At 34.2% G+C, this 6,021-nt stretch carries 5 protein-coding genes and 1 pseudogene; 1 reads left to right on the forward strand and 5 read right to left on the reverse strand.

Features of this window, described 5'->3' with window-relative positions; genetic code table 11:
• Window positions 1–70: 70 nt before the first annotated feature.
• The 3 genes from CN288_RS21080 to CN288_RS29775 form a co-directional block, all read right to left on the reverse strand.
• Entirely contained in the window at window positions 71–1,129 is a 1,059-nt protein-coding gene (locus CN288_RS21080) for a sensor histidine kinase (protein WP_098303052.1), read from the reverse strand.
• A complete protein-coding gene (locus CN288_RS21085; protein ID WP_098303053.1) occupies window positions 1,126–1,839 on the reverse strand; it encodes a response regulator transcription factor in 714 nt (237 codons plus the stop codon). The genes CN288_RS21080 and CN288_RS21085 overlap by 4 nt, the downstream gene beginning before the upstream one ends.
• A gap of 148 nt (window positions 1,840–1,987) precedes the next feature.
• Entirely contained in the window at window positions 1,988–2,110 is a 123-nt protein-coding gene (locus CN288_RS29775) for a hypothetical protein (protein WP_255260029.1), read from the reverse strand.
• A 90-nt stretch (window positions 2,111–2,200) separates the two neighbouring features.
• Here CN288_RS29775 and CN288_RS21090 point away from each other — a divergent pair, with 90 nt between their 5' ends.
• Window positions 2,201–2,788, forward strand: a complete 588-nt coding sequence (locus tag CN288_RS21090) for a recombinase family protein (protein WP_098303054.1) — start codon at window positions 2,201–2,203, stop codon at window positions 2,786–2,788.
• A gap of 229 nt (window positions 2,789–3,017) precedes the next feature.
• Here CN288_RS21090 and CN288_RS21095 read toward each other — a convergent pair whose 3' ends face one another.
• Together CN288_RS21095 and CN288_RS21100 are read right to left on the reverse strand one after the other, a co-directional pair.
• Entirely contained in the window at window positions 3,018–5,249 is a 2,232-nt protein-coding gene (locus tag CN288_RS21095) for an N-acetylmuramoyl-L-alanine amidase family protein (protein WP_098303055.1), read from the reverse strand.
• Window positions 5,250–5,614: 365 nt separating this feature from the next.
• A pseudogene (locus CN288_RS21100) lies at window positions 5,615–6,021 on the reverse strand (DUF2489 domain-containing protein); the annotation flags it as partial.

Here is a 6,021-nt window from a genome sequence, read left to right on the forward strand (position 1 = left end):
TGCAGATCATTTGTGTGAGCAAGCTTTAACAAAAAAGAATCCCTAAAAATAAGGGATTCTTTTTCTCTATCTATTTCTTTTCTGATATGACAGGAAGAGTAAACCAAAATTCACATCCTTGTTTTCCATCTGGACGGTCCCGAACACCAATTTCTCCTTTATGCATTTCCACTAGTGATTTTGCAATAGCGAGTCCAAGTCCAGATCCTCCAGATTGTGAACTTCTTGATGGATCTGTTCTGAAAAAGCGTTCAAATATACGTAATTGTTCATCGTAGGAAATCCCATTCCCCTCATCACGCAAAGTGAATATAATTTGCTGTTTCTGTTTATTTTCCTCTACAACTAACTCAATTGTGCCACATGTAGGAGAATGACGAATCGCATTATGTAACAAATTATTGATCACTCGGGCTATTTTACATGGCATAATCCAAAGCTTTGGTAATGTATCCGAAACACGTAATTGCAGATCAATCTCTTTGTCTTTCAATAGGATAGCATGTGAATCTATTACTTTTAATAGAATACTATCTACATGTATTAAACTTGGATGAAATGCTTCTTGTCCAAGTTCTAACTTAGACAGTTCAAATAAATCATTAATTAATCCATTTAATCGTTGTATTTCGTTTAGAATTGTCGTTAGATACTGTTTTTTCATATCAGCATCTGCAATTAAGCCATCCTGTAACGCTTCTATCATCAATTGTATGCTAGCAAGAGGAGTTCGTAAGTCATGTGAAATATTCGCAATCAGCTCAGTACGTTCTTTTTCTCCTTTTTCTAACTTAGTAAAGCTTTCTTCTAATTTTTTTGCCATTTCTTGAAAAGATGTGGCTAATTCTTTAAACTCTTCCGGTTCTTTCCCTATTATGTACATCGTTTCAAAATGTCTATCACTAAATTGTTTGGTTAATGCAATTAAATTCTGAATGGATCTCATAATAGGACGTGTCATTAACCAGTAAATAATCGTTGAAATAATGAGTGCTACAATCACGATTCCTATAAATAACCGTGTCTGTTCTGGTCTAAGTAACATTTGTCTTTCACTATACCAGATAGAGATTACCATAATACCCGTACTTAATAAATTCATCAACAACAATTGATAACGTAACTTCATATTTCATTTCCTCCATCTGGCTCAAAGCGATAACCTATGCCCCAAACTGTATGAATCCAACGATTCTTTGTTGTATGTTTATCTAATTTCTCACGTAGGCGACTTACTAAAACTGTTACTGTATTTGTGCACCCTCCATACTCAAAATCCCAAATTTGTTCAAGAAGTTGGGATCTTGAGAATACTTGTCTTGGATGTTTTGCCATTATATGAAGTACCTCAAATTCTTTCACTGTTAACTCAATTTCATGCCCACAAACTAATACACGTCTTTTTGTTAGGTCAATCTCTAAATCTTGGAATTTTATCATTTCTGATACTGGTTCTTGTATTTGTATTGTTGCTTGATTGCCTCTTCGTAATAAAATTTGTACCCTTAATACTAATTCACGAGGCGAAAACGGTTTTGTTACATAATCATCCGCGCCTATTGTTAATCCCAAAATTCGATCTCTTTCCTCTTGCCTAGCAGTCAAAATAATAATAGGAACATTAGAGTGTTGGCGAATTTCCTCACATAATTCCCATCCATCTTTTTTCGGCATCATCAAATCTAAAACAATGAGATCTGGTTGATATTGCTGAAATAAATTCCAACCTTCTTCTCCGTTTTCAGCGGTGTATACTTCATATCCTTCCCTTTCTAAGTACCGTTCGCATATTTCACGGATATTATCTTCATCTTCTATAATTGCAATTCTTGTTGTCATACATAAAATCTCCTCTGTTCCTTTATCAAAAATAAAAGAAATCTTTTTTGATTTACTTATAATATTGTAAAATGTTTTTTTCTAATTGCTAGTATTTTTATTTTACTAACGATTCCTATGAAATTTATATTCGTAAGTTTATCTTAGTTTAAATATCTTGCATATTTCTTTCGAAAATGTAACAAAACTCTTTCAAAGGTTCTGTTGCAAAAATCAACATATATGCAACACTTGCCTTGGGCTTGATTTTTATAGCGTCACGACGTTGCATATATTATGTTGCAAATCAATCCCCCCGAAATGATACGATATTTGTAGCAAAATAGAAAAACAGACTTATGCAACGTTAGGAGAGCAAAAAATGAACTACGCATATATTCGAGTATCTACTCCACAACAAGATTATACATTTCAGAAAAAAGAAATTCTTACATATTGTGAAACTAACAAAATTGAGTTGTTAGAAGAATGTATTTTTGAAGAAAAGCAAAGTGAAAAAAATATCGAGAGAGAACAATTCCAAGTTCTTATGCAGCGACTAAGTCCAGAGGACACACTTATTGTCTATAAATTAGATCGTTTAGGAAGAAATCTTTCTGATATGATTCGTACTCATGAAAAGCTGATCAAAAATGATACTGGGATTATTGCTATTAATGATAACAGTGATACTCGGAAAAAAGATGACATGACTACGAAAGTAATGGTTACAATCTTATCTTTACTTGCTGATATTGAACGAAACTATATACTGGAACGAACACAGGCTGGACGTATTAGGTATGTAGAAAATGGCGGAAAACTGGGGAGAATTCCTAAAATCAATAAGTCTAAAACTGATTTGATACTCGAGTTACTTGATCAAGGAAAAACAAAACAGGAAATTTCTGATTTTTTAAATGTTGATAGAACCACCATTTATCGTACACTAAAACGAAATGGTTATTAGGAAAATTATTCATAACGAATGCTATCTATGCATCTAATTTCGTTTTCAAAGAATATTTGGCCATAAAAAACTGCACCTCTAATTATTAGTTATGTCCAACAATTAGAGGTGCTACTTTTCTAGTACAATGTTTTTTTGTCGTGTCGAGCTAAATATAGCATACATAGAATAAGGGAATGCAGTACACATCAGCATACAAGCATTCCCTTGCTATCATCAGGTTATTATTTTAGTACGGCATTTTATGTCCCCAATAGTCAAAGTGATAATCTTTACCACCGATGTTAAACCAACCATCTGCATAAAGTGAACCATCTTCTCTAGCGCAATACCAAAGGTATCCGTATGCAAGTGGAATAGGTCTATATCCACCACCAACTTGGAACCATCCTGTTTTAGCTGCTCCATTCTCATCGAAGTAATAATATTTATTATCGATAGTTTGCCAGCCCGTTTGTGCTATGCCGTTATTGTCAAAATGGTATAACTTACCATCTATTTTTTCAAACCCTGCTCGGTTAACTGATCCGTCTTCATGAAAATAATATTTTTTCCCCTCAATGTTGTCATAATCATTGAACGTATAATTGCGGCCATTTGTGAAATAGTAGTTCTTACCGTCTATTATTTTCCAACCGGTATAGAAAGATCCATCTTCTAAACTATAATATTCTATTATTTTCTCTCTTTTGTTGATCCCTGTTTTAAAAATCGAACCGTCATGATTAAATGTTAATGTTTTGTTGTCAAACTGGACATTAACAACGCTGTCTATAACTTCTCCATTTAGATTAGAAACTCTCTCAAGCACACCTTTATCGGAAAAGTAAAGGATGACACCTCGATCTTCTATACGTATTTCCTTTTTATTTACCTTGTAATCTTGGAAATAATAAATTTTACCATCTATATCTTTCAAGCCTTCCTTAATAAACGCTCCAGAAGCATCGGAATAGTGTAGGCCCTCTCGATCTTCCTTCCATGCTGATTTTTGCACGGAACCATCATTATTGAAGTGATAGTACTTCCCATCAATCTGTGAGTCACTGCCACTTCCTGTGACCAATTTTCCAGAAGTCGGCTCAAAATAATAGGTATTCCCCTTAATTTCTTTCCAACCTGTCATGAGAACTCCATCAGCATCTGCAAAATGATAAGCAGAACCTTGGTTTACCCAACTGTTCTTTATTACATTTCCAGAAGAATCTTTTGCAGTCAATTTAGTAGAATCTTTTTCATCAGCTACAATCTGTACTCTGTCATACTTCTGTCTCTCATTTTCTTTACCCGGATACCACTCTATTAACCAATTGTGAATTTCATTGTTGCTTTTATCATCGAAACGAATTTCAGAGTCGAAACGCTCACCAGTACCGAACTTTGAAGTATGCCTATCACCAGCTAAACTTACTCCATTCTTGTTATTCAAACGGAACTGAAATGAACCAGCATCATTATTTTCTACCTGAACAAGTTCAAATACTTCATCATCGCCAAGCGAATCGGAATATTGAAGTTCGTTTCCTTCTTTTCCTGAAAGGTATTTTGAACCTGTTTTTACGATTACTTTATTTGTTCCTTTTTTATAAGGGATAATTTGATGAGGGTTACCATCATTTAGTCTAATGTATGGTAGTACCAGACCTGTCTCTATGACGTTAGTACGCTCCGCCAATACATCAGATAATCGATCATAAAAATCTGCACGAGCTTTAGGATCATTATTAACATAGTTGTCAAGGACGTCTTTAGATACTGGCTTTGAAGTCAATGTTATCAATTGCTTTTGCTTATCTGATAATTTATTTGCTATCTGATCAAATAGGTAATCTGAATTTCTAGCAATCACCGCCCAATCGCCAAAGGAGTCACCGGAATATTTTTTGTAAAGTGGACCAAGAAATCTCGGGTTTTTACCAGAGGCTTTTTCTACAAATCCGTGTTGGCCTTGATTTATCACAACTCCGGTCTTTCCTTCGTCTAATTGTGCTTGTGTAATGTAAAGAAGATCGTGTTCTGAGACATTTGCTGCATTAGGGTTTAAATCTATAATTGCTCCTGCGTCAGTAATTTTAAGCTGCTGTCCAGATTTTAGTTGATGAGTTTCAATTCTTCCATTTGGATAGCGTACTTTAACTTGTTTAATAAAATTCAAATCACCTTTTGTATGATACATGGAAATATTAAATTCCCCAGATGTAAAACTAGGGGCCTGGTAAGTTTCGTTTTCTGCATATACATCAATGTGAGTGCCTGGGTCTCGATCCCCTGGGCTTATTCCAAGTGTTTCATAAGTGTTTGCTATAGCACCTAATACAGTAATACCTATATCTACTACTGCACCTATCCCTGCGCTAGCCTTATTTTCTGCAATCGGTGCTATAGAAAAAAGAATTCCTAATGCCGCTGTAGCAGGGATTACCTTTTTTCCAATTCCTGTTGTTTTAAATTTCTTTTTCATTCCGTTCTCCTCTCGTTGTGAAATTATTCACTTTAGAATCATTTAAAATTAATGTTCTGAAGTTCAGCATAGTATAAAAACCTTTCAAATTCCTTTCATAAGTGTTACAAAAGTCGTGCGTGAAATTATAAAAAATTATGATCTCTGGTAACTTTTTCAATAACGTACAGGGAACCGGTTAAAATGTGTCCGAATTGTGTCTAAACGTACAATTTTCTTTTTTTGATAAGGTGACCCATGCCCATCAACTTAAGAGTGTACACAAACTGAACTTTCGTTCAGCTGGGTTAAAACATTCTTAAAATAGAAATATATTCTTAAAAATGCGCATACCAAATAAACCCTAACGGGTTTCACTTTTTTAATTATGCAATTTTCTTTTGTTTTCTCAATCCATTATACTCATAGACAACACCCATAATATCAAAGACAGTCTTCTTCTCATATCTGTGAGATTTCCGTCCATTCTTCTGAAGAAGATGGAACAGGCGGATTAAAATCTTTGTTATTTCTCGGGTGTTTTGCTGTATAGCTTGATAAAGAATGTATAGATGATCTTGAATCATTCCAATGGCTTTATATTCGCTTAATTCTCTTTGCTTCTTTTGTAAAATTAATTGTCGCATCTTAAACATAGTAGAAGAATATAGAAAAATAGCGATAAGTTTTCCATAAATGTGGCATTCTAATCGCTCTCGTTTGATATTGTGCCAATCATGAATCTGAAATAAAGATTTCCAAGTTTTAAAGATAATTTGTCGGGTAAAAGACT

It is taken from the genome of Bacillus sp. AFS023182 (assembly GCF_002560575.1).
GTDB classification, from domain to species: domain Bacteria; phylum Bacillota; class Bacilli; order Bacillales; family Bacillaceae_G; genus Bacillus_A; species Bacillus_A arachidis.